Below are 22,146 nucleotides of genomic sequence, written 5' to 3'. Positions count from 1 at the left end.
ATAGTTATGTTGATGCGAACTGCTAAGTGGTGTGGGATTACTTGTTTACAATTATTCGCTGCAATTCTATGTATAATCTGTTTAGGTGCGCTCCCTCGATTATTTAAGGGATTACAAATTGATTTAATTGGTTTTTGGAACACGATTGTGTTTATTGGAGGAAAGTTACTCCAACCTTGGGAAATTACATATGGATTTCGAGATTCGAGGAAATTATTTCCGCAAATATGGATTCATTATTTAGAGACAATGTTTGTATTTATTTCGGCATTTTTACTGTCATTACTTATTGCGTATGTTCTCGTTGTGTGGGTATTACAACGGTCTCAATCAAAGCAACGAATGTGGAATGGGATTTTTGTTGTACTTGAAAGCATCCCAGATATTTTAATAATTTTATTATCGCAACTTCTAGTCGTAATAATCTTTCAAAAGACAGGCTTTATGCCAGTAAAACTAGCGGGGATTGGGGAGGAAAGGGCTCGCCTATTGCCAATAATATGTCTAACTTTGCCTACAACACTATTATTTATTAAGCTACTACTATTACGTTTCAGAGAAGAATTAGAGAAAGATTATAGTATATTTGCTAAAAGTAAAGGGCTTAGTTTACGACATATTTTAACAAATCATATTTCAAGAAATGTTTTGTTAACAACAATCTATTATGCAAAAACAAATATTTTATTTATGTTATCAAATTTATATATTATTGAATGGATATTTAATACGTACGGTATGTTTGTTTTTGTAAAAGAAAATTCGAAATTAGAAATATTTACAGTAAGTTTAATTATATTATACGTACCGCTTTTTATACTATTTCGTTTATTACATACGTTTTTACAAAATGTAATAAAGGAGCGTGTTTAGCATGTGGCAAGTTGTAAAAAGAGATGTGAGATTTTGGTTTGGTGTTACTTTTTTAAGCGTACTTATGATTGTTAGTATTGGAAATACTTTATTTTTCGATGGGAATATCCGTGAACTTACGATGATGTATAACGAAAAAGGAGAACTAGAGGCTGCTCCATTTTCACCGTCGAATAAATTTTGGTTCGGTAGTGATGAGAAAGGACGCGATCTTTTCCAGCTAATAATAGAAGGAGCGAAATGGACAGTTGGTGCGAGCGTAATTATAGCGATTCTACGAGTTATAGTTGGAGGAGGTATTGGTTTGCTTCTTGGTATGTATAGCAAACGTTCTTTTCCAGTTATAGCATCTTTTTTTGATCCGTTCAGCATTGTACCTATGGTTATGATTTCTTTTTTTGTGTTAAAGGAAGTTTTAGTGTTTGAAAATGGGACAGTACCAGAGCCGTTTCATTTAAGGGTAATATTTCAAATGGTTATCCTTACGTGTTTAGCGGTACCAACAATTATGTTATATACAGCGCAGGAAGTCCGTCGGATAAAAAGAGAAGAATTTATGATGGCAGCAACTGTGCTTGGGGGCAGTAAATGGCATAGAGTGAAAAATCACGTATGGCCACACGTATTACCATCATTTTTTTTACTTGTTGCTCAACAATTTGTGAGTACTTTATTACTTCTCTTGCATCTTGGCTTGTTAGAGTTATTTTTTGGTGGAACAATTATCTTTGGTACAGAGGCAGATAGTGTAACAAAAGAATGGACCGGCCTAATTGGTCAAAACTTCCGTCATTTAACTACTCATACATGGATTGTACTTATACCGATTGCTTTTTATAGTATGACAATTTTAGCTGGAAATCTAATTAGTAATAGCATGCAAGATGCGATTAAGTTAGGAAATGTGAGAAAGCTAGAGAGGGAAAGTAAAGAATTACAAGTAGAGAAACAAGTACAACCAACTATGAATGACTTTTCTTTTTATAGAGAGATACAAAAATAAAAAAGATAGCTGAAGACAAATTGTTTTCAGCTATCTTTTTTCGTTTAAAGTGGAGGTAAATCAATCTTACCTTCTTCAAATAATTCTTTTATCATATGCTTCGTATAACCAGCGGCTTGACCAAATGTGATTTTTGCTGGCATTGGTGCTTCGTTAGCATCTACAACTACATCAATAATACACGGTTTATTTTGTTTTACTGCATTTTCGAAAGCGGGAAGGAGTTCATCTAAATTCTCAACACGGTATCCAATACCTCCACACGCCTCTGCATATTTTGCAAAATCAGGGTTCGTTAAATCTGTTTCGAATTCGATATTACCCATAACTTCTTGCTCGAATTTAATCATCGCAATTTTATTATTGTTTAATACGACGACAACGATTGGCAATTTATATTTTACAGCTGTTACGAAGTCATTCATCGTCATTCCAAATCCGCCATCACCACAAACTGCAAATACTTGTTTATCCGGGAATGCAATTTTTCCAGCAAGAGCACCAGGTAAACCGCAACCAAGTGTTGCGAGCCAGCTAGAAATGACAAATTGCTGGTTTGTCATACGGAAGTGTCTTGCGGTCCATACTGTTACATTTCCGACATCGACTGATAGAATTGCGTCATCATGTGCTACTTGCTGCAGAGCATGCATAACGCGTTGTGGTTTAATTGGAATGGAAGAGTCTTCTTCTTGATCGTGTAATTTTTCTTCCCACTTTTTCATCATTTCTTGGTGATGTTCTAAGAAGGAATGGTCTGTGTGTTCTTCAACATTTTCAATTAACCATCGTAATGTTTTATCAGCATCACCAGCTAAACCAATATCTGTCGCATAACGTTTCCCGATTTGGGCAGGATCTGTATCGATATGAATTGTTTTTGCTTTTTCAGGTAAGAAGCCGGTGAACGGATAAGAAGTACCGACCATAATTAAAGTATCTGCATGCTTCATTGCTTCATAAGAAGGTTTCGTTCCAATTAATCCTAATCCACCAATACAAAGAGGGTGTTCATCAGGAATAATTCCTTTAGCTGGTAATGTAAGTACGATTGGAGCACCAATATGTTCTGCCAATGCAAGTAAAGATTCTCTCGCATGTTTTGTTCCTTTTCCAGCTAAAATCACAGGCCTTTTCGCTTCATTTATTGCGAGTTTCGCTGCATCTAAATCGTTTTTTTGTGGAAACAACTCAGGCAAAGTAAAAGAAGTATTTGTAACACGGGCACCATTTTTTACTTCGAATTTAGGGACATCATCTGGAATTGTAAGAACGGATACACCTTTTTTCGTATAAGCCATTCGAATTGCTTGATTCACTACGGCAGGTAGTTGCTCTGCTGACATAATACGCTGGTTATAAACCGCAACATCATCAAACAATCTTTCTAAATTTACTTCTTGGAAAAAGTCCGTTCCAAGTAAATCGGTTTCTACTTGACCTGAAATTGCTAGAACAGGGGCTTTATCGAGTTTCGCATCATATAAACCATTTAATAAATGAATAGCACCAGGTCCTGCAATTGCCATACAAACGCCAAGTTTTCCTGTTAATTTCGCATAGGCAGCCGCTGCTAATGCACCAGCTTCTTCATGGCGAACTTGAATGAATTTAATTTTATCTTGTTTTTTTCTTAAAGCTTCAATGATAGAATTAATGGAATCTCCAGGCATGCCGTATATGTGTTCTACTCCCCAGTCAATTAATAAATCAACTAATGCTTCACCGGCTGTTTTCCCAAACATAATTGTTCCTCCTTATAATAGGTAGATAACATTATGTTTTGGAAAAATAGGAAAAATATACAAATAAGAAAATTTATCTGGTTATTTGTAATCCAAGAATCAGTGTGGGAGGAACAAAAGTTTCACTTTAGCAACTTTAATGATGACCAGCGAATAAAGTGAACACTGTTATTAGTAAAAAACCACTAGTTGCCCACATTAGAAATGTAAGGAAAGAGAGCTGTTTCTTAGCTTTCCAAAGCATTTCATGAATTGTGACATATCCAAGTGAACCAATAGCACTTCCCATAATGAGGCCTTGCAGGTGAAGAGCTTTTCCTTCCATCAAAATGCCAAAAACTGTGCCAGTACCGAGAATAAGAGAAAGTAATAAAGTTGTTAATAAAAAGGAAATATATTTATGTTTTGTAAAAAGAAATGGAATAATTAAAGCTAATCCTTCTGGAATATGGTGAACGACGATTGCTATTAAAAAGGGAATGGCAGAGTCATTATGATTTATAAAAGCTGTACCTAACGCAAATCCACTCGGTATATTATGAATAAATATAGCGAAAGAGAGAAAAAGAAAGGTTTGCCATGCTTGTTGATCTTTTTTATGTATCATTGGATGGTGACAATAGTTATCTAATAAGCCCATAACTAAAATACCGATAGCTATACCAAGTATAGGTCCAATCATTTCATAGCTTGAAAATGTTTCAGGAATAATTTCAAGTGACAATAACCCAAACAAAATACCGCCACATAATGCGTATAAACGATGCATCTTTTCTTCAATGAGTTGGCGTGTTGCTACTCCAACAGCACCGCCTAATAGCAATCCACCGAACGAAAAAAATGTTACAATCATTGGGATCCATAAACGTTCCATAGTATCACACTCCGATTCTATTCCCTTATTTTTAGCTTACGAAAAGAAAAGTTAGATTAGTCCAAGTAATTGTGTTTGAGTATAGAGAAAAAAGTAGTGATTCGTTATAATCTATATATTAAACTTAAGTGAGGAAATGAAAAGGGGAATTGGTTATGCAACAAATTAAAAAAATAGGAAACTCATTTTGGTATATGACACCTGTTTCTGAAACAGATAGACCTATATTAGGAATGGTTGTTGGAAAAGAAAAAACGTTAATGATCGATGCAGGGAATTCAGAAGAACATGCACAATTATTTTTAGAAATGTTAAAAGAACAAAATGTATCGAATCCAGATTTCGTAGCACTAACGCATTGGCATTGGGATCATATTTTTGGATTATCTGTATTACGGAATGCATTAACTATTTCGCACGCTGAAACGAAAAAAGAAATGCAGACAATAGTATCTTATGAATGGACAGATGAAGCGTTGGATGCACGCGTAAAAGAGGGTACTGAAATTGAATTTTGTGCGGATTGCATCAAGAAAGAGTTTGAAGAAAAAGCGAGAAATATTAACATTATTCCTCCGGCCTTAACGTTCCAGGATCAAATGGAATTAGATCTTGGTGAGGTGACATGCGTGTTAAAACATGTGGGCGGAGATCATGCACATGATTCAGTTGTTATGTACATAAAAGAAGAAAAGATATTGTTTTTAGGGGACTGTATATATGCAGATATTTTTTCCTCGAAGTGGAACTATACGACGAAAAGAACGTTTGCATTAATAGATGAATTAGAAAAATTTGATGCTGAGACATATATTCTTTCTCATGGGGAAGCGATAAATCGAGAGGAGTTTTTACAAGAGATTCGCTTGTTAAAAGCAGTAGGAACTTATACAGAAGCTCATAAGGGCGATGAAGAGAAGATAAAGGCAGCGTACAAACAAGAACTAGATAGAGAATTAAATGAAGATGAGTTAGAAACAATAACGTATTTTGTCAATGGTTATGAAATGAATAATCTGTAAGACACTACATTAATCAAATATAATTAAATTGCACAAAAAGAGTATTGAAATTTAATTCAATACTCTTTTAAATATTAAGTCCCAAGCAATTTCTAAATTTTTTGGCTGGTTCATCATCTGGATTTATACCACTTTCAAAACTGGTAGTGAAAGGTAACCACTGCCAATCTTCGCATCCTACAAAAGCTACTCTTGACCAATTCTCAATGAATTCAATGAAATTATTCGCAATCTTATACCCATGTCCTTCTCCATCGTCGTGGCTTAGGTAAATTATTGGAGCATCTATATCATCTTTCATATCAAATGCTAAATAATCTCCATTTCCCACTTCACAAAATGCTAATTTGTTGTGCCAAACTACATCATATTCATCATCTAAATTTGAAAAAAACTCGTCAACCAAGTCTTTACGTTCTTTTTCGAATTTAGAAAGACTTTCTAAACTCCAGTGGGGTGTTCCGCAAAAAATATCAGTAAATTCATTTGGTAGCTCTACATCGTCAGGTAAAAACCAGCGTAAGCTAAAATTTCCTGAGAACTCTAAAAGTACTTTTTTGAAGCTATTTGGTAGTTTAATATCCAGTTTTTCTTCTACTTGGATTATTTGTTCAAGGGAAGATGGTTCATCTATATAAACTTCTTGAACTTCACCACCTATGTATTTAATTCTAGAAGTTATAATTTCTATTCGTTCTTTTAGTAACTCATAATCCATCTTATCACCTCATGTTATATTAATTAAAGTATATCATTCTTAATAAATTTTTTTCGTGTTATTGAGGTTTCAAGTAGCAGCTTTTTTAGCTAATTTAGTAATATATTCAAAGAAAACATCGTGTTTTACATCGTAAACGACATTTACAGGTCGTCCATTAGTAGCTTCCTCTGTACGTCCTTGGCTTGGTCCGTATGTATGAACAATACTATTAATTGTTTCAGTTTTTGCAAGGTTAGTGTTTCCGACAAGCGCGGTAGTTAGTACATCCCATAAATAGTAGGTAGAGTTCGTTGAGAAGTGAACGAGAGGGGGAACCATTGCATAGCATTGACCAAGGAAATCCATACCAATATACTTTCGTTCTTTTGCCCACTGTTCACGTATGTTTATAGTTAACGGAACTTGGTTTGTACTTTCTAGTGTCACTAAGTCGATTTTAATTTGTGCATCCCATACACGAGCCACTGCTTCAGGGTCCCAAAACGAATTCCACTCAGCTGTTCCATCATGCTCTGGTTCATGTACATTGCCTGCTGTAAGAAATGTACCACCCATCCAAACGAGACGTTCAATTTTATCTTCGATGATGGGAGTTTCATATAATGCACGAGCAAGGTCAGTTAGGGGCCCGGTAAATAATAAAGTTGTTTTTCCTTCCGTTTGTAGAAGTGTTTCTATTAAATGGTGATGTGCAGGCTTTGCCACCACGGGTGTTACAACTTTTCCAGACTCATTTAAAATTGGTAAAGCATCTACATAAAATGCATGCATCCGCCAGTCTTTCGGAAACGGGTTTTGCCCGCGAGAGTTTGAAGCGGCTACGGCAATATTACCTTTGCCGAAACGATCGATAATTTTACGACTGGCAGACATTGCGGGTTCTAAATAGCAGTCTGCTGGGATAACAGATACACCGGTAAGTTCAACGTTTTCCATTTGAAGTAATAAAAATAATGAAATTAAATCATCTACGCCGCCATCATGATTGAAGTACACTTTTTTCTTCATTGTAATCTCCATCCTATATGATTTAGTTAGAAATTAAATATGAATTGAGGAGAAGTCATCAATAATTTCCACCACTTCAATTTCTCCATTAATCAGTAGCTCAGGAAGCTCATTTCTAATATTTCCTTTCCAATACTCTCTAGCTTGTTCGATTTTTTGAGAAAAAGGAATACCATCTTCTTTCGGTAAAAGATTCCCGTCACCTTCAAAAGAACTTCCGATTACTCGTAGTTTAACAATCTGCAAAACTTCTCGATTGTAAGAATCAAATAGCGCTCTCCATTTCAAAGCATCCTCATAGCTTTTAGCAGCGTATAAACAAGATAATCTGGAAGGGTATTCAGGGAATTCTTGTAGTCTAACCATTTCTACAATTGTTTCTCTAACTGCTCTAATTGTTTGATCCATATAATTCATAACTACTTTAGCATTTTCATTATTTATATGTAATTCGTTATTTTTATAGTGTTTATTTAAAATTTGTATGCCATCTTCACCATTAGCATTTAATTGTTCTCTTTCAAAAAAGAAATGGTATAGAGTATTGTGTTGATTTTTGTTAAAAGGAATGATTTGTCCGATATGCATTTTTTTCCTTGTTACGATGTGATATGCGTAAAATTCTGCTTCATTCATGGTTATCCTCCTAGTAATAATGTAATGCAATGTTAAATTTAGTAATTCAACATTGAAATATATAAAACCTTTATAAGTAAAAGTGAGAATTTGAGTTGAAAGTAAAGAAAATACATGAAAACGTTTTAAATTTGTTCACAAAATGTTCACTTACGAAGGGGGGGGCAATGTCGATATAATGACAAAGACTCAAAGAGAGAGGATGATGAAATTTGCCAACAACAAGAAAGGAAAACCTCCAATTTGGCATGATGATGTGCCTTGGAATGGTTATCGTAATGACGTTTTACAATTTACTAATGAATGAAACAGGAGGATCAATTTATATTAAAGAGATTGCATTAGAACTATTAATTGGCTTTATTATTGCGCTATTAATTGAAATATTTATAGTTGGACCTTGTGCGAAAAAAATTGTATTCATGTTGCCATTTGATAAATCTAAGAAAATAAATATTATCGTTGCAATGGCGACAACTATGGTAATTGGAATGGTGTTCTTTATGTCATTTTTCGGTATGGCTATGATGCATTTACATGGTGGACTAAAAGGAGATTCATTTGTTTCAATTTATTTTTCGATTTTTATTAAAAATTTCATAATGGCATATCCATTACAATTAATTATTATGGGACCGCTTGTACGTTTCTTATTTGCAAAGTTTGTTATGAAAAAGAAATCTTTTAATGTAGCGTAATTTAAATTTATAAAACTTTATATATGAATAATTAACGTAAACACATCTCGCATTTTTGAGGTGTGTTTTTTGTTCATTCCAAGTTATTTTCATAGTGATGTGACATTTGTCCTTTTGCGATTATAGGATGATGGTTTTTAATTAAGTCAGAAATAAAGGATGAGGAGATGATTTTTTGAAAGGTATTATATTTGCTGTTTTTGCGGGGATATTTATAACACTTCAAGGAACCTTTAATGCGAAACTTAGTTCACATATCGGTATATGGTCGACGAGTATTATAACCCATTTAATTGGATTCATTATTGCAACAACTGTATTTTTGTTAAAGAAAGAAGAGAAAGTAACAGATTTAAAGAGTGTGAAAAAAGTATATTTAGCAGCGGGTGCATTTGGTGGATTCATTATTTGTGCAGAAACGATGGCGATATATTCACTAGGAGTTACATTGACAGCTGGCACACTAATGGTTGCTCAATTGTTAACGGCAACAGTTATTGAAATGAAAGGACTGTTTCATATAAAAAAGATACAGATGGAGAGATATCATATTGTGGGAACAATAGTAATGATTATAGGTATTGTTGTATTTAATATGTAAATGAAAGGAGAAATGAATATGGAGGATAAATCAGCTTTAATTAAGCATTATTTGAGAACCAATAAAACGCTCGAGATTTTTTCAGAAATAGATACAGCTTATTTTCAATTAAATCACTTTGAAAAAGGCGAGCTTATTTGCAATATAGATGACGAAATGGATCGTTTATATTTTGTTGTTAAAGGTAAAGTAAAAGTTTACGCGATTACACCTGAAGGGAAGAAACTAATCCTTCGCTTTATCAATCCATTGGCCATTGTTGGTGATATTGAATTAATTCAAAATAGCAAAGCACATAATGTCGTTGAGGCTTGTTCAGATGTTGTAGCAATCTCTATTTCTAATACGGTTATTAGAAACAAGTTATTACATGATCCTATATTTATAAAGTTCTTGCTTGAAAACATTGCGAACACGTTAAAAATATCGACTCGTTTTACTGCTCTTAATTTACTTTATCCTGTAGAAGTACGTGTAGCTAGTTATTTGCTTTCAATTTCAACAGATAGTAACGGGAGTATGTATAAAGGGGATTTGGATGCAACTTCAGTAACGAGTATTGCAGATTTTATAGGGGTAAGTTATAGGCACGTAATTCGGGTATTACAAAGATTTTATAATGAAAAACTAATTGAAAAGAGTAATGGAGTTATTGTAATTAAAGATTTTTCTAGAATGAAGGAAGTCGCTAAAGATAATATATATGAGCAATGAAAGGGAGAGGAAGATTTTGATTGGATTTAGTTTAGCTATATTAGCAGGAATATTAATTAGCGTACAATCTGTTTTTAATGCAAAAGTAAATGAAAATGTAGGGCAGTGGTTAACGACTACATGTGTCCTTGGGATAGGTCTCATTAGCTCTATTCTATTTTATATCATTACAGAAAACAGTATTAGCATTAAAGTGTATACTGCAAATTATTTGTTTTATGTAAGTGGACTCTTTGGTATCGGGTTAATTATTTGTATAATGGGTGCAATAAAGAGTCTAGGTCCAGCATATACGGTGCTAATTAGTCTTATTACTCAATTGGTTGTTGCGTTATGCATTGATACATTTGGATTATTTGGAATGGAGAGCATTCCATTACAAATAAATAAATTAGTTGGTATAGGTTTATTAATTGTGGGAGTAGGAATTTTTAAAAATCTATTTTTGAATAAGAAAGCTATTCATATAAATGAGGATAGTGTCTAAAGGATATAAAGGGGAAAAGTGTGAATGGTCAGAACTTATACATTTAGATAGTAATAAGTGAGCGATGAGGAGAGAGGATAAATGAATCAGTTAATGTTGCAAGATGGTGTACATGATTTGGAAATCGGTGAGATTCAACATTTTAGCTCCTACGTAAAGTGCATGCAAGATTTTATCCCGCTATTTGTCGGGCAGTAAGACCCCTACCTCAAAATTCAGCGAAAGCAAAGAAGTTAGGTGGGGTTCGGGCTGCCGTAAAAGCTCGATTGGTGAGGGCTAATAATCAGTGGGGGATGAGCAAAGCCCCCACTGATTAAATTTTCACTTCACAATTATGTTTCTGCCTTTGATTTTATTAAAATTAACATTTATGACCTAAGTATAAATGTATTGAGCTCTTCTTTACTTATTATTTTTTGAACCGTAAATGAACAAACTTCAACATTTTTATTAAGTTTACAATTCTCATCATTATACGCGTACTACCGTCCCAATCTTTATTTGTAGGTATATCTTTAAAGAAAGGGGAGCAGCTTAATACTTTTATTGTAGAGGACCATTTTTCTATTGATTTTGGATTGTTTACGTAAAAATACATCATAGCACCATTATTACCGGATTTCTTTACAGTAGCATTCGAAAGATTCAGTGCGAACTTTGATTCAGCGTCAAAATATAATTCTCCTCCAGGGAAACGTTTTGACATAGCGACTACGATCTTTTTTAAATCTTCTTCTTTAAAGTAATAAAACACACCTGCTGATATAAAAAGAATACCGTCGTTTGAATTATATTTTATATCGTCAAACCAAGAAGTATCAAATAGTGATTTAGCAATGCTAATGTTTCTAGGCGTATCTTCAATTAAAGTTTTGCGAAAAGAGATTGCATCGGGCAAATCAAGGTTGTACCAATGTATTGTACCGTTATCGATTCTTGAAAAAGTAGTGTCTAGTCCGGAACCGATGTTTACAATAGTAGCATTCGGGTGTTTTATTATAAATTGTTTTATCGTATCGTCAATTTTTCGTGCACGGGTAATGTATGTGATACATCCGTATTCGCCAAATATATTTGCTATTGTTGAGAAGTCAAAATTACATTCTTTAATAATTCGAATAGCCTCTATATCATCTAAAATATCCTTATTTTTCTCACTGCCATATGCTCTTCCCCATAAGGGAATAAGCATCGTACCTTGCACGGATTGTAAATCTAATTCTTTAGCCATGAAACATCCTCCGTTTAGTAATAAACAATATATTTAGTCGTTATTTAACATTTTTGAGAGCATTGTATTTGTTTTATATAGTCCATAAGTTAAATCCCGCCTATCTTCTTCAGATAACTTTTCGAGGTTTACTGTGAAATTATTATATATTTGTTTCCATCTCTCATAATGTACTTTTTCAGCTTTTTCTGTCAGAGAGATTAATATAGCTCTTTTGTCTACCATATCTTTCTTTTTTATGATGTATCCGTTTTGTTCTAAGTTACGCACTGTTACACTTAATTGTTGTTTAGGGATGTTTAAATAACTAGCAATCATTTTTAAATTTACAGGCACCTTTTGCTGGGCGATATACTCTACTACGTGTTGTTCTAAATGGGTAAATTCTGAGGATTTCTCCGATAGTAATTTAAAAGTACCTGACATATTTAATAATAAATTCATGTATTCGTTTAATAATTCGTTTTGGTTCATTGTTTTTGATTCCTTTATGAGTTTAGTTATTATTTTATTACTAAATTCAATATAAATCAATTAAAATTACTCTTTATAGTAAATGAATGTTTACTAATAACTGTTTTTTGAATTTATGTGGACTGAATTATGAGGATGCGAGAAGTGGTTTTAGGGAACGAGAATATAACCGAATATAAAATATTACTAAACGTATATAACTAATGAATACAATGTCTTTTTCAGTTATTAAGTTGTAAATCATTTTATGATAAAATCTTTTACATAATTTAATAAAGGGGTAGTATTCAATGGGTTATTTTTCAAATGGTTTATTAGTTTTGTTTGTGCTAATCGTATGCAGTTGTATATTTTTTGGTTGATAATATAATGAGAGTCTTATATAAAAGAAGTTATCTTAAGTGAGGTAACTTCTTTTTATTTTATATTGAGAAGGAATTCTATCTTTCTTATTGAAGTTTGTTCTAGTTATTTTTACATCGATCACATTTGTGTAAAGGGAATTTTATGAAATATAAACAAGCCAGAGAATAGGGAGTGTTTACATGGAAAATAGTATACGCTACACAAGTGAACACCCTACAGATTTTAATGGATTATTATCCTTATACGAATCTTTAGGATGGAATTCTCTTAAATTAACGGTTAACGAGTTAGAACGAATGTGTAAGCAAAGTTGGTATGCAATTTATGTTTTTGATGATAAGAGGTTAGTAGGGATGGGGCGTGTCATATCAGATGGAGTCATAACAGGTATTATTTGTGGAGTTGGTGTATTGCCAAAATATCAGTCTAGTGGCATCGGAAAAGAAATAGTGAAACGATTAATCCAGCACTGTGAACAAAACAAGGTTATTCCACAACTTATGTGTGTAGAAAAATTGCAATCTTACTATGAATCTATAGGGTTTGAAGCATTCTCTATTGGGATGACAAAACATATTATAAGATAGAGGTGCTTTATCCTGCTATTTGTCGGGTAGTAAAACCCCACGGATTAAAGTTTCACTTTATATTTTCAGTTTACTTGTACATATTTTCAAACTTCAACATAAAGGAGAATGGCTGTATGGAGATTGCTAAAGGAGTAGAAATGTTACAACTTGAATTTCAAGAATTTGTTATTCATCCAATTCTTTTATGGGATGATGAAATGGCAGTATTAATAGATACGGGTTTCCCAGGACAAATTGAAGATATACAAGTAGAGATGGAAAAGGTTGGGGTATCATTTGATAAGTTAAAAGTCGTGATTTTGACGCATCAGGATATTGATCATATAGGTAGTCTGCCAGAATTGTTGCAGCGCTGTCGAAGTAATATTAAAGTTTATGCGCACGAACTAGATAAGCCATATATCGAGGGGGATTTACCTTTATTGAAGGACGGAAATGTAGAGAACCGCCCAAAAGGAAAAGTGAGTGATACTGTGATTGACGGGCAAGAACTTCCGTATTGCGGTGAAATACTAATTCTTCATACTCCAGGGCATACTCCGGGTCATATTAGTTTATATTTGAAACAAAGCAAAATTCTTATTGCAGGAGACTCTATGTATAGTGTGAATGGGATGTTAGGAGGAATTCACGCCCCAACAACTATAAATATTAAGGAAGCAAAGCAGTCTTTGAAGAAGTATTTAAATTTACATATTGAATCTGTAGTTTGTTACCATGGGGGATTAAGTAAGGAGAATATAAATGTTCAACTTCAAAATTTGTAAAGTTAAAATGGAGTTTTTTGTTAAGTGACGTTGAAGTATAATCTGATTATTAGTATATAAATAAATTATAAAAGAGCATGTTTAAAAAAATTAAACATGCTCTTTTATTAAAGTAAATCAGTTTAATATGAATGACCTAACCCATTCCAATAAAAAGAAACGATTTCTTGTGCTAATTCATCTATATTTGCCAGAATAGGATTGTGATTTTCATCTTTAAAATTCCCAATTGATAATAAAGATACGAAAGCATGAGCCACAAATTTAGCGTTTCCTTTCGGAATTTCTCCCATGTGCATCGCAGTATCGAGTGCTTTTTCTAGCACTTCATACATATTATTTTCAGCATTTTTTAATTCCTTCAATTGTTCTTCAGATAACGACAGTTTAGCATCTTTCATAAAATTTTTCATATCAATATCCATCGTTGCGTGTAAGTAAACTTTGGCGAAGTCTAATAATCTTTCTTCTAAAGTTTTGTTTGTAGAGAGTATTTGAGACATATTCTCTCGTATACGTATCATCATTTGGGTCATAGTAGCGGTAAATAAATCGGCTTTTGTTGAATAGTAATAGTAGACGGTTGCTTTCGTAACACCACAAACTTTTGCGACTTCATCCATAGAAACGACTTGATAATTTTGTGTAAGAAATAAGCGAGTTGCCACTTCTAAAATGGTTTCTTTTGTAGATTTTGTATTTTTATTTTGACGTGGCCTTCCGAGAGGACGTTGTTTTTGTTCCAAATCCATTCGCTCCTGACATTTATTCTTGAGATAATTATAACATAATTTTCAATCATTCTTGATTAATTAACCTACCAGTATATATAATTAATAATGAAGGAAAAAAGGAAGGTGGGTTTTTATGAAAAAGCACCCGTTACATATGTTAGGGAGGCTTGTAGCAGGAAAAAATACGCAATGGATCACTTTATCGGTGTGGGTTCTTATTACATTATTACTTTCATTTACGTTACCACAAGTAAATAGTACGAAAGAACCGAATCCAAAAAATTTACCTGAAACAGCTATGTCACAGCAAGCGGAAGCGCTTATGAAAAAAGAGTTTCCGAATAATGCAGGGAATCCGTTGTTAGTAGTATGGTATAGAGATGGTGGATTACAGTCACAGGATTATAAACTCATACAAGACGTTTATAAAGAGTTAAAAGCTAGTCCTTTAAAAGAACAATCAACGTTACCGCCATTTGATACAATTCCAGAGCAAGTATTATCAAAAAGTGCATCAAAAGATGGTACATCATTTGTTACACCGGTATTCTTTAATAAATCTGCTGGTACGGATATATTAAAAGGAAATCTGGAATATTTTAGAAAAATAGTGAATAGTAAGGTGGATGAAGATCCATTTAAACAAAAAATAAGTGAATCTGGTTTACATGTTCGATTATCTGGGCCTGTAGGTATTCAAACGGATGCAGTTAGTTTATTTAGTCAAGCAGATGTGAAATTGTTAGTGGCTACTGTATTATTAGTCTTGGTCCTATTAATTTTGCTTTACCGTTCGCCAATTTTAGCAATTTTACCTATACTTGTTGTTGGCTTTGCATATGGTATCATTAGTCCTACACTCGGTTTTTTAGCTGATCATGGATGGATTAAAGTAGATGCCCAAGCAATATCAATTATGACAGTATTATTGTTTGGTGCTGGAACGGACTATTGTCTATTTTTAATTTCGAGATATAGAGAGTACTTGTTAGAAGAAGAAAGTAAATATAAAGCATTACAACTTGCGATTAAAGCTTCTGGCGGTGCAATAATAATGAGTGCGTTAACTGTTGTACTTGGATTAGGGACATTATTACTTGCTCATTATGGTGCCTTTCATCGATTTGCAGTACCATTTAGTGTTGCTGTATTTATAATGGGAATCGCGGCTTTAACGATTTTACCAGCACTATTATTAATTTTCGGTAGGATTGCATTTTTCCCGTTTATACCGAGAACAACTTCAATGAATGAGGAGTTTGCAAGAAAGAAAAAGAGGGCTGTAAAAGTTGAAAAATCAAAAGGCTCCTTTAGTAAAAAACTTGGAGATGTAGTAGTACGAAGACCGTGGACAATAATTATGCTAACTGTGTTTGTATTAGGTGGATTGGCTTCGTTCGTACCACGTATTCAATACACATATGACTTATTAGAATCGTTTCCAAAGGATATGCCTTCTCGCGAAGGGTTTACGTTAATTAGTGATCATTTCTCGGCTGGTGAACTAGCACCAGTAAAAGTGGTTGTTGATACGAAAGGAAAAGAGCTTCCTATTAAACCAGAACTAGAGAAATTTTCTTTCATAAATACAGTGAAAGAGCCAAAAGAGGGAAAAGAAAATAAGCAAATACAAATGTATGAAGTTTCTTTAGCGGAAAATCCATACTCAATTGAAGCGTTAGATCAAATTCCTAAATTGAAAAGTAATGTAGAAAAAGTATTAAAAGATGCTGGGGTTAGTAATGCTGAAGAGCAATTGTGGATTGGTGGAGAAACAGCTTCATTATATGATACAAAGCAAATTACTGAACGTGATGAATCAGTAATTATTCCAGTAATGATTAGCATTATCGCTTTACTATTACTTGTCTACTTACGATCGGTTGTTGCGATGATTTATTTAATTGTAACTGTCGTTTTATCATTCTTCTCAGCGTTAGGAGCAGGATGGATATTGCTTCATTACGGTATGGGAGCGCCGGCCATTCAAGGTGCGATACCGTTGTACGCATTCGTATTTTTAGTTGCTTTAGGTGAAGATTATAATATCTTTATGGTTTCAGAAATATGGAAAAATAGAAAGACACAAAATCACTTGGATGCAGTAAAAAATGGTGTAATACAAACAGGTAGTGTTATTACATCGGCAGGTTTAATTTTAGCAGGAACTTTTGCAGTGTTAGGTACACTTCCAATTCAAGTATTAGTTCAATTTGGTATTGTAACTGCAATTGGCGTATTACTAGATACGTTTATCGTAAGACCGTTACTTGTACCCGCAATTACAGTTGTGTTAGGCCGATTTGCTTTTTGGCCAGGTAAACTTTCAAGAAAGAGTGAAGAAATACAAAAGGTGGATGCATAGTTAAAAAAGCCAAGGATATTTTCCTTGGCTTTTTTCAATGTAGTTAATTAATTTTTTGAAGTTAAATCATCAGCTGCAGCGTGATCAGCATCTTCAATTGTTGTTTCGGGCATTCCGTATAAGCCGTTCATTGCTTGTTCTTCGATAGTAAGGTTTGCAGTATTATTATTTTGAATAGATGTAGTGTTTTCAGTAACATTTTCTTTTTTATTTATACTTTTGTCATTCATGTATGTATCCTCCAAATTTCATTTGATTTATCTATAGTATGTGATGGATTTCCAGAAATATGTGAATTGATTCTTACATATGTTATATAATTAAATAAATAATTAGGGTCAAATGTAAACTGTTAGGAGTGAACAATTATGGTGAAAGCAAGTGAATTAGCCTTCTAAAATAAAAAGAAAATTTTAGGAGGCTATTAGAATGAAGTTTCATGTAATTGATAGAGAAGATTGGAATAGAGAGCAGTATTTTGAGCATTATTTAAAGTTGAAATGTACATTTAGTATGACTGTAAATGTTGATATCACGATGTTATTAGGGGAAGTATATCAAAAGGGAATAAAATTTTATCCCGTTTTTATATATTTAATTTCTAGAGTAGTAAATAATCATAAAAAATTTCGAACATGTTTTAACGATGAAGGAGTTTTAGGCTATTGGGAGGAAATGATACCGAGTTATACAATCTTTCATAAAGATGATAAGTCCTTTTCAAGTATATGGACGGATTATTCAAGTGATTTCTGCACTTTCTATAATAATTATGAAGACGATATGAGATGCTATGCTAATGTTCATGGTCTTTTCACGAAAGAAAATATTCCGCCTAATGTATTTCCGATTTCTAGCATACCTTGGATTAGTTTTACTGGATTTAATCTTAATATTAATAATGATGAAAATTTTCTATTGCCAATTATAACTTGTGGGAAATATTTTAACGAAGGAAACAAGGTTATGCTACCAGTTTCATTACAAATACATCATTCGGTTTGTGATGGATATGATGCGAGTCAATTTATAGAAGATTTACAGCAGTTAAGTAACACTTGCAACGATTGGCTTAAGTAATATCTAATTTTTAATTATATAAAGTGAAACTTTAATCAGTGGGGTGTCAGCCCCCGCTGATTATTAGCCCGACCCCCACCTAACTTCTTTGCTTTCGCTGAATTTTGAGATGGGGGTCTTACTGCCCGGCAAATAGCGGAATAAAATTGAAAATGAATAAAAGAAGAGACCATGTTGATATTACATGGTCTCTTCTTTTATTCATTAATACTAAGTAATCGTGGAAAATATAGGGTGATTTGTAGTTTAATAGTAAAGAGAGTGATTAGCGTTAATTTTCTTAGTTTTTAAAAAGGATATAAATGTTTTAATAGGGGGGAGTAAAGTGAAATTTGTAAGCATTGAAAAAGAGGAGATCCTAATTGGGAATATGGCAAATTTGTATTGTAAAGTATTTGAGAAAACAAATTTCAATGAAATGATCAAGCGAATGAATAGGCATATAGAATATACAGGTTTTAAAGGTATAGTAGCAATAAATGATGAAAATGAAGTAGTTGGTTTTACTTATGGTTATCGCTCAATGGAGGGACAGTACTATAATCAATTAATGAGAGAAGCGTTACATCTAGAGCAAGTAGACGAATGGTTGCAAGATTGTTTTGAATTTGTAGAGTTAGCAGTTCACCCACAATATCAAAATAAAGGTCTTGGAACGAAATTACATAATAAATTACTAGAAGGAGTTTCAAATAGAACGAGTGTTTTAACAACACAAATAAACAATGAAAAAGCACGTTCGTTATATGAAAGATTAGATTGGATAAATGTATTGGAGCCATTTCATCCAAGTAAAAATGATGTTCCATATGTAATAATGGGAAAAGCATTAAAAACAAAAGTGAATTGATAATTATGGCATTCACAAAAATTATTGGTTTGTAATAATGAAGGGGAAAACGAAAATGAAGAGAATATCTATAGAAAAAGCTACAATTTTAGATGCTGAGAAATTAACAGAAATAATGAAAAGAACATTTGATGCAGAAGCAAAACAATGGCTATACGGCCAAGATGATGTCATTGATTATAACATTCAACCGCCAGGGTATTCTTCAGTTGAAATGATGGAATATTCCATTGAAGAATTGGATTCTTTCAAAGTTGTAATGGATAAAGAAATAATTGGAGGGATAATAGTTACGATTTCTGGTAAGTCGTACGGTCGAATTGATCGTATTTTTGTAGATCCTGTTTATCAAGGAAAAGGAATTGGATCACATGTTATGAAATTAATAGAAAAGGAATATCCGAACATAAAGATTTGGGATCTCGAAACATCTAGTAGACAAATTAATAATCATCACTTTTATAAAAAGATGGGCTACCAAATGATTTTTGAATCGGAAGATGAGTATTGTTACGTGAAAAGAATAAAAACAAGCTCAAACAAAGAGAGTGTAGTTACAAATAAAGATATGAAAAATAGTCAATACGAAAACTGTAATTTAGCAAATACAGAGTATTATCAAGTGAATTTAAAAAACAGTTCATTTGTTGGTAGCAATATAATGAATATGAATATGAGTAATTGTAATGTAAGTCAATCAAAGTTTAGAAATATAAATTTTAGATGGTCATCATATGCAGATTTAAATCTTTCTGGCAGTAAATTTAATTTGGTGACTTTAGGTGGAGTGCAATTTAAAAATACAAGTCTCGGAGATGAGAAGGAACCTATTGTATTCGATAAATGTGATTTGGAAGGTAGCACTATAAGTAATAGTAATCTGAAAAATATTGAAATAGAAAATTGTGATATAGTCGGCATGAAACTAAATGGTATTTCAATTGAAAATTTTCTTGATTTATATAACAAGGTGAAAAGTTAACCAAATCCATTTATGTCGTTAATCTTTTTGAAAATTAAGTGTTATATCAAAATAATTATGTAAAAATGACATAAAGAAATACGAGTGAGAAGGTCATTCATACACGTTTCTAGAATACACACAAACAAATATATTGTTATTTATACGGAGGAGAGAAAGATGGGGATCAACGTTAGAGCAGTAGAAATACAAGATGCTAGAGCAATTCATCGTATATGTATACAGGATGACGTTTTACCGTATATGGTTTTCTTACCTAGCATGCGTGTAGAAGCTATGGAAAATAGAATTCGAAATTTAGCACCAAATCAATTTGAATTTGTTGCAGAATATGATGGAGAAGTTGTTGGATTTGTAGGTTTAACACAAAGTCCGGGCCGAAGATCTCATTCAGGCGATTTATTCATTGGGGTAGACAGTGAATATCATAATAAAGGAATTGGGAAAGCACTTCTTATGAAGATGCTTGATCTGGCTGATAATTGGTTAATGTTAGAGAGAGTAGAACTAGGTGTGTTAGAAACGAATCCAAAAGCAAAAGCTTTATATGAAAAATTTGGATTTGTAGAAGAGGGAGTAAAGATAGGGAATTTGAAAGCTCACGGAAAGTTTATTAATGAAATTATGATGAGTCGTTTTAGACCGAATGGTTTAATTGTACATAATGAATAGTTAAAAGCATGACAGTATACTGTCATGCTTTTTCATTAGAATTTGGCTGTAATAAAAATAATACTAAACCAATAAAAATAACAGTAATTCCTAGTCCTTGTTGTAAAGAAATAGTCTCATGTAATATAAAGTACGCTAGCATACAAGTGCCAATTGTTTCACCTAAAATACTCATTGAAATTACAGTAGCACTCATCCATTTTAATAACCAATTAAAAATGGTTTGTCCTAAAATTGTAGCAATGAAAGCTAATCCAATAAAGCACAACCAAGTTTGTGTAGAGTAATGGATGAAAGATTCTTGTTGCATGAAAGCAAATATGCTAAGAAAGCCAGCACTACTTCCATAACTAATTACCGAATAGGGTATAAGTGACAAATCTTTACGAACGTGTTGGCTAATGAAAAAATAAGCAGTAATGATACCGGCAGCGATAAATGCTAAAATATCTCCATATAAAGCTTCTCCACTAATTTTGAAATCTTGCCAGCCAATGATGATACTACCTGAAATAGCGATGAGGCAACCAATAACCGCTCCTTTCGTAAATCTCTCCTTAAATAAAAAATAACCACCAATCATTGAGAACAAAGGTTGTAACGTTACGATAACTGTAGAGCTTGCTACAGAAGTATATTGTAATGATTCAAACCATAGTACATAATGTGCAGCTAAAAATAGCCCAGATGTGAATCCGAATGTCCATTGTTTTTTCGTTAAAGTTTTTAGCTCATTTCGACTATTTTTATTAAATAGTAATAACGGTAACAGGATCAGTGTGGCAAAGAATAATCGGTAAAAAGCAATGATTGTCGCAGGAGCATCTGCCAATTTTACAAAAATTGCTGAAGTTGATAAGGCGAATACACCAAAAAATAAGATGAAATATGAAAGAATAGGTGATTTCAAAGTTTGTCCCTCCGATAGAATGTTTATTATAATAAACTTAATGCGATATAATGTACAAAAGTAAGTATATAAGTCCCGGAGATAATAGGAAAGGATTATTTGCCTTTGTTTAGTATGTCAGCACAAAGACAATGAAATATGCATTATGATGGACGAAAGGAAGTTTTACTATGATACATGATAGGCTTGGACAAACAGTATTAAGTTATCGTAAGAAAAATAATATGACAATTCGTGAATTCGCTGATTATGCAGGGATTAGTACATCACTAATTAGCCAAATTGAAAGAGGACATGCTAATCCTTCTTTAAATGTTTTGGAGTTAATTGCAAAAGCATTAAATGTACCGCTATTTACACTTTTTATTAATGATATCGATACAGATTCGCTCATTTCTAAGAAAAAAGATCGAAAAAAAGTATATCGGGAAAACAATGATCATATTGTATATGATGTATTAACACCTGATTTTATGAAAGCACGTATTGAAATGTTAATGATGGATTTAAATAAACAAGCAAACACAACAGAAAGTCATTATTCCCATGAAGATAAGGAAGAGATTGCTGTTATTATGAAAGGGGAAGTGTACGTAGAATTGGAGGGAAAAGAATATTTTTTAGAAGAAGGCGATGTTGTACGTATTCCACCAAATGTGAAGCATCGATTTTTGAATAAAAGTGATGAATCGAATCACATTTTATTTGTACTGACACCATCTTTAGGATGAAAATATAGTGAT

At 32.9% G+C, this 22,146-nt stretch carries 25 protein-coding genes; 15 read left to right on the top strand and 10 right to left on the bottom strand.

The genetic code is table 11. The annotated features are described in order from the left end of the window. The first annotated feature begins 6 nt into the window (after positions 1–6). Both HMAS_RS12715 and HMAS_RS12710 read left to right on the top strand, forming a co-directional pair. Complete coding sequence (locus HMAS_RS12715) at positions 7–873, top strand: ABC transporter permease subunit (RefSeq protein WP_000929104.1); 867 nt, start codon at positions 7–9, stop codon at positions 871–873. Position 874: 1 nt separating this feature from the next. After that, complete coding sequence (locus tag HMAS_RS12710; protein WP_000267878.1) at positions 875–1,876, top strand: ABC transporter permease subunit; 1,002 nt, start codon at positions 875–877, stop codon at positions 1,874–1,876. Between the two features lie 44 nt (positions 1,877–1,920). On the opposite strand, the gene HMAS_RS12705 is transcribed toward HMAS_RS12710, so the two are convergent. Together HMAS_RS12705 and HMAS_RS12700 are read right to left on the bottom strand one after the other, a co-directional pair. Next, positions 1,921–3,621 carry a pyruvate oxidase gene (locus HMAS_RS12705; protein ID WP_000467225.1) on the bottom strand — a complete coding sequence of 567 codons (1,701 nt, stop codon included), beginning with the start codon at positions 3,619–3,621 and terminating at the stop codon, positions 1,921–1,923. Between the two features lie 136 nt (positions 3,622–3,757). Beyond that, a complete protein-coding gene (locus HMAS_RS12700) occupies positions 3,758–4,495 on the bottom strand; it encodes a ZIP family metal transporter (RefSeq protein ID WP_000440615.1) in 738 nt (245 codons plus the stop codon). A gap of 155 nt (positions 4,496–4,650) precedes the next feature. On the opposite strand from HMAS_RS12700, the gene HMAS_RS12695 reads away from it, so the two are divergent. After that, positions 4,651–5,517, top strand: a complete 867-nt coding sequence (locus HMAS_RS12695; protein ID WP_001184097.1) for an MBL fold metallo-hydrolase — start codon at positions 4,651–4,653, stop codon at positions 5,515–5,517. 67 nt (positions 5,518–5,584) lie between these two features. Here HMAS_RS12695 and HMAS_RS12690 read toward each other — a convergent pair whose 3' ends face one another. The 3 genes from HMAS_RS12690 to HMAS_RS12680 form a co-directional block, all read right to left on the bottom strand. Further along, on the bottom strand, positions 5,585–6,235 hold the full coding sequence (locus HMAS_RS12690; RefSeq protein WP_025709637.1) for an SMI1/KNR4 family protein: 651 nt from the start codon (positions 6,233–6,235) through the stop codon (positions 5,585–5,587). Between the two features lie 69 nt (positions 6,236–6,304). After that, positions 6,305–7,258 (bottom strand): nucleoside hydrolase, encoded by a 954-nt coding sequence (locus tag HMAS_RS12685; protein ID WP_116344866.1) that lies wholly within the window; start codon positions 7,256–7,258, stop codon positions 6,305–6,307. 21 nt (positions 7,259–7,279) lie between these two features. Next, positions 7,280–7,882, bottom strand: a complete 603-nt coding sequence (locus HMAS_RS12680; protein ID WP_001001045.1) for a DUF2441 domain-containing protein — start codon at positions 7,880–7,882, stop codon at positions 7,280–7,282. 212 nt (positions 7,883–8,094) lie between these two features. Between HMAS_RS12680 and HMAS_RS12675 the strand changes: the two genes are divergently transcribed. From HMAS_RS12675 to HMAS_RS12660, 4 genes are all read left to right on the top strand, one after another. Further along, a complete protein-coding gene (locus HMAS_RS12675) occupies positions 8,095–8,580 on the top strand; it encodes a DUF2798 domain-containing protein (RefSeq protein ID WP_016122471.1) in 486 nt (161 codons plus the stop codon). A 175-nt stretch (positions 8,581–8,755) separates the two neighbouring features. Further along, a complete protein-coding gene (locus HMAS_RS12670; RefSeq protein ID WP_006918615.1) occupies positions 8,756–9,181 on the top strand; it encodes a DMT family transporter in 426 nt (141 codons plus the stop codon). 18 nt (positions 9,182–9,199) lie between these two features. After that, complete coding sequence (locus HMAS_RS12665) at positions 9,200–9,895, top strand: Crp/Fnr family transcriptional regulator (RefSeq protein ID WP_116344865.1); 696 nt, start codon at positions 9,200–9,202, stop codon at positions 9,893–9,895. Positions 9,896–9,911: 16 nt separating this feature from the next. Further along, positions 9,912–10,382, top strand: coding sequence for a DMT family transporter (locus HMAS_RS12660; protein WP_000579027.1), 471 nt, complete (start codon positions 9,912–9,914; stop codon positions 10,380–10,382). 409 nt (positions 10,383–10,791) lie between these two features. Here the strand turns inward: HMAS_RS12660 and HMAS_RS12655 are convergent, their stop codons facing one another. Together HMAS_RS12655 and HMAS_RS12650 are read right to left on the bottom strand one after the other, a co-directional pair. After that, positions 10,792–11,613, bottom strand: a complete 822-nt coding sequence (locus HMAS_RS12655; RefSeq protein WP_048558426.1) for a class I SAM-dependent methyltransferase — start codon at positions 11,611–11,613, stop codon at positions 10,792–10,794. Positions 11,614–11,646: 33 nt separating this feature from the next. Continuing rightward, on the bottom strand, positions 11,647–12,087 hold the full coding sequence (locus tag HMAS_RS12650) for a MarR family winged helix-turn-helix transcriptional regulator (protein WP_001072998.1): 441 nt from the start codon (positions 12,085–12,087) through the stop codon (positions 11,647–11,649). A gap of 545 nt (positions 12,088–12,632) precedes the next feature. On the opposite strand from HMAS_RS12650, the gene HMAS_RS12645 reads away from it, so the two are divergent. Beyond that, on the top strand, positions 12,633–13,040 hold the full coding sequence (locus HMAS_RS12645) for a GNAT family N-acetyltransferase (protein ID WP_000431735.1): 408 nt from the start codon (positions 12,633–12,635) through the stop codon (positions 13,038–13,040). A 116-nt stretch (positions 13,041–13,156) separates the two neighbouring features. After that, positions 13,157–13,810: an MBL fold metallo-hydrolase gene (locus tag HMAS_RS12640; protein WP_061113090.1), complete on the top strand. Its 654-nt coding sequence runs from the start codon at positions 13,157–13,159 to the stop codon at positions 13,808–13,810. Positions 13,811–13,932: 122 nt separating this feature from the next. On the opposite strand, the gene HMAS_RS12635 is transcribed toward HMAS_RS12640, so the two are convergent. Next, a complete protein-coding gene (locus HMAS_RS12635; protein WP_000436039.1) occupies positions 13,933–14,556 on the bottom strand; it encodes a TetR/AcrR family transcriptional regulator in 624 nt (207 codons plus the stop codon). A gap of 121 nt (positions 14,557–14,677) precedes the next feature. On the opposite strand from HMAS_RS12635, the gene HMAS_RS12630 reads away from it, so the two are divergent. Continuing rightward, a complete protein-coding gene (locus HMAS_RS12630; protein WP_061113089.1) occupies positions 14,678–16,909 on the top strand; it encodes an MMPL family transporter in 2,232 nt (743 codons plus the stop codon). A 47-nt stretch (positions 16,910–16,956) separates the two neighbouring features. Here HMAS_RS12630 and HMAS_RS12625 read toward each other — a convergent pair whose 3' ends face one another. After that, complete coding sequence (locus HMAS_RS12625) at positions 16,957–17,139, bottom strand: DUF4021 domain-containing protein (protein WP_000998505.1); 183 nt, start codon at positions 17,137–17,139, stop codon at positions 16,957–16,959. A 199-nt stretch (positions 17,140–17,338) separates the two neighbouring features. On the opposite strand from HMAS_RS12625, the gene catA reads away from it, so the two are divergent. The 4 genes from catA to HMAS_RS12605 all read left to right on the top strand — a co-directional run bounded on the left by catA (position 17,339) and on the right by HMAS_RS12605 (position 20,493). Next, complete coding sequence (catA, locus tag HMAS_RS12620; RefSeq protein WP_000668536.1) at positions 17,339–17,989, top strand: type A chloramphenicol O-acetyltransferase; 651 nt, start codon at positions 17,339–17,341, stop codon at positions 17,987–17,989. A 325-nt stretch (positions 17,990–18,314) separates the two neighbouring features. After that, positions 18,315–18,839: a GNAT family N-acetyltransferase gene (locus HMAS_RS12615; RefSeq protein ID WP_000673976.1), complete on the top strand. Its 525-nt coding sequence runs from the start codon at positions 18,315–18,317 to the stop codon at positions 18,837–18,839. A 37-nt stretch (positions 18,840–18,876) separates the two neighbouring features. Continuing rightward, positions 18,877–19,821 carry a GNAT family N-acetyltransferase gene (locus HMAS_RS12610; protein WP_001987418.1) on the top strand — a complete coding sequence of 315 codons (945 nt, stop codon included), beginning with the start codon at positions 18,877–18,879 and terminating at the stop codon, positions 19,819–19,821. A 159-nt stretch (positions 19,822–19,980) separates the two neighbouring features. Continuing rightward, the gene (locus HMAS_RS12605; RefSeq protein ID WP_000512617.1) at positions 19,981–20,493 is read left to right on the top strand and encodes a GNAT family N-acetyltransferase; all 513 of its coding nucleotides are present in this window, start codon (positions 19,981–19,983) and stop codon (positions 20,491–20,493) included. A 22-nt stretch (positions 20,494–20,515) separates the two neighbouring features. On the opposite strand, the gene HMAS_RS12600 is transcribed toward HMAS_RS12605, so the two are convergent. After that, the gene (locus HMAS_RS12600) at positions 20,516–21,403 is read right to left on the bottom strand and encodes a DMT family transporter (RefSeq protein WP_000841812.1); all 888 of its coding nucleotides are present in this window, start codon (positions 21,401–21,403) and stop codon (positions 20,516–20,518) included. Between the two features lie 170 nt (positions 21,404–21,573). Here HMAS_RS12600 and HMAS_RS12595 point away from each other — a divergent pair, with 170 nt between their 5' ends. Next, on the top strand, positions 21,574–22,134 hold the full coding sequence (locus HMAS_RS12595) for a helix-turn-helix domain-containing protein (protein WP_000581029.1): 561 nt from the start codon (positions 21,574–21,576) through the stop codon (positions 22,132–22,134). Positions 22,135–22,146: the final 12 nt, after the last annotated feature.

Source organism: Bacillus sp. HMA207 (assembly GCF_003402455.1).
Lineage (GTDB): Bacteria > Bacillota > Bacilli > Bacillales > Bacillaceae_G > Bacillus_A > Bacillus_A cereus.
Note: the sequence above shows the minus strand (reverse complement) of the source record. Positions and strands in the feature narration are given on the sequence as shown.